Origin of the sequence: Alcanivorax sp. P2S70 (assembly GCF_000475295.1) — a bacterium.
Lineage (GTDB): Bacteria > Pseudomonadota > Gammaproteobacteria > Pseudomonadales > Alcanivoracaceae > Alcanivorax > Alcanivorax profundi.
Genome location: NZ_AXBZ01000064.1, coordinates 1 through 2245, shown reverse-complemented (window position 1 = coordinate 2245; position 2245 = coordinate 1). Strand labels below are relative to the sequence as shown.

The window sequence follows — 2245 nt, the reverse complement described above, 5'->3', positions numbered from 1 at the left end:
TTCAAAAGCGCGCCTAGATTGTGAACCAGCCTGAAAGCCTGAGCATGCAAGGAGTTACTCAGTGTCTCCGGGGTGCGCGAACACTGGAGATGAGACCATTGCAGATGAGCAAGACGGCGCTCAAACCGCTATACTGCGCCCCACTGTTCGCCCTGCCCGATCAAGGAGTTATGCATGAGCGACCATCAGGCCGACCTGATTGTCCACGCCCGCTGGATTGCCACCGTGTCTGCAGACAACACCGTGCTGGAAAACCACGCCCTGGTGGTACGCGACGGCCGCATCGCCGACCTGCTGCCCAGCGCCCTGGCAGACGAGAAATGGCACAGCGATGAGATCGTCCGCCTGGACGACCACCTGCTGACCCCGGGACTGGTTAACGCCCATACCCATGCCGCCATGAACCTGCTGCGCGGTATTGCCGATGACCTGCCCCTGATGACCTGGCTGGAAAAACACATCTGGCCCGCAGAGGGGCAGTTTGTCAGCGAGCAGTTCGTATACGACGGCACCAAGCTGGCAGCAGCCGAAATGATCCGCTCAGGCACCACCACCTTTGCCGACATGTACTTCTTCCCGGCCAGCGCGGCCAAAGCCACCGTGGAAGCGGGGCTGCGTGCCAGCCTGTTCTGTCCGCTGCTGGACTTCCCCACCCCCATGGGGGCCGGCCCCGAGGACTACCTGCGCCTCGCGACGGACGCCATGGACGAGTGGCGCCATGACCCGCGTATCCAGATCGGTTTTGGCCCGCATGCGCCGTACACCGTGTCCGACGCCCCCCTGCAGAAAGTGCTGACCCTGGCGGAAGAACTGGACGTGCCGGTGATGATGCATGTGCACGAGACCGCCGGTGAAATCCAGATGGCAGTGGGGAACACCGGCGAGCGCCCGCTGACCCGCCTGCAGGGGCTTGGCTTGCTCTCGCCACGCCTGCTGGCCGTGCACATGACCCAGCTCACCGACGAGGAAATCACCCTGGTGGCCGAAACCGGCACCCACGTGGTGCACTGCCCGGAATCCAATCTGAAACTGGCCAGCGGTTTCGCCCCGGTGGAAAAACTGCGCCAGGCAGGCATCAATGTGGCGCTGGGCACCGACGGGGCCGCCAGCAACAATGACCTGGACATGATCGGTGAAGCGCGCACGGCCGCCTTTCTGGCCAAGGGCGTGAGTCTGGAAGCGGACGCCCTGCCCGCCGCCGATGTGCTGAAGATGGCCACCCTGAACGGGGCAAAGGCCCTGGGCCGGGACGAGGACATAGGTTCACTGGAAATTGGCAAGCAAGCCGATATGGTGGCCATAGACCTGAACCGGCTGGAGACCCAACCGGTCTATGATCCTGTGGCACAGCTGGTCTATGCCGCGACCCGGGACCAGGTCACCCATAGCTGGGTGGGCGGACGCTGCCTGATGAACCATCGCCAGCTCACCACCCTGAACGAGGCGCTGATCCTCAAGAATGCCCAGCAGTGGCAACAAACGATTGCCGGAGCCGAGAAGTGACAGACAACCAGAATGCCGTACCCAATGTGGATGCCGGGGAAATTGCCAAATTCAATGCCCTTGCCGAGCAATGGTGGGACCCCAATTCGCAGTTTCGCCCCCTGCACGATATCAACCCGCTGCGCCTGAACTACATTGACGAACGTGTCAGCCTGCCGGGCAAGAAAGTCATCGATATCGGCTGCGGTGGCGGCCTGCTGTCAGAAGGCATGGCCCGTCGCGGGGCTGAGGTCACCGGCATCGACATGGGAGAAGCGCCCCTGGCGGTAGCCCGCATCCATGCCGAACAGGCCGGGGTTGCAGTGGAATATTTGCAAACACCGGCGGAAAAGATTGCCGAAGAACGGGCCGGCCAGTACGACGTGGTCACCTGCCTGGAAATGCTTGAGCATGTGCCGGATCCGTCCTCCGTGATCCGCGCCTGCGCCACCCTGGTGAAACCGGGCGGCTATGTCTTTTTCAGCACCATCAACCGCAACCCGAAAGCCTTCATGTTTGCCATTGTCGGCGCGGAATACATCCTGCGCCTGCTGCCCCGTGGCACCCATGAGTATGCCAAGCTGATCAAACCTTCAGAGCTGGCCGGCTGGGCCCGGGACGCCGCACTGGATGTGCAGGACACTACAGGCATGGTCTATAACCCGCTGACCCAGGTGTACAAGTTGAACCGGGATGTGTCGGTCAATTACCTGATGTACGCCCGCAAGGGAGACTAGCCGCTCTGTGGGAGCTTGCCTGCAAG

At 62.1% G+C, this 2245-nt stretch carries 2 protein-coding genes; both read left to right on the top strand.

Going from position 1 to position 2245, the window contains the following annotated elements:
• The first annotated feature begins 174 nt into the window (after positions 1–174).
• On the top strand, positions 175–1503 hold the full coding sequence (locus Q672_RS31540) for a TRZ/ATZ family hydrolase (RefSeq protein WP_022986527.1): 1329 nt from the start codon (positions 175–177) through the stop codon (positions 1501–1503).
• Positions 1500–2219 (top strand): bifunctional 2-polyprenyl-6-hydroxyphenol methylase/3-demethylubiquinol 3-O-methyltransferase UbiG, encoded by a 720-nt coding sequence (gene ubiG, locus Q672_RS31535; protein WP_022986526.1) that lies wholly within the window; start codon positions 1500–1502, stop codon positions 2217–2219. The genes Q672_RS31540 and ubiG overlap by 4 nt, the downstream gene beginning before the upstream one ends.
• The last annotated feature ends 26 nt before the right edge of the window (positions 2220–2245 follow it).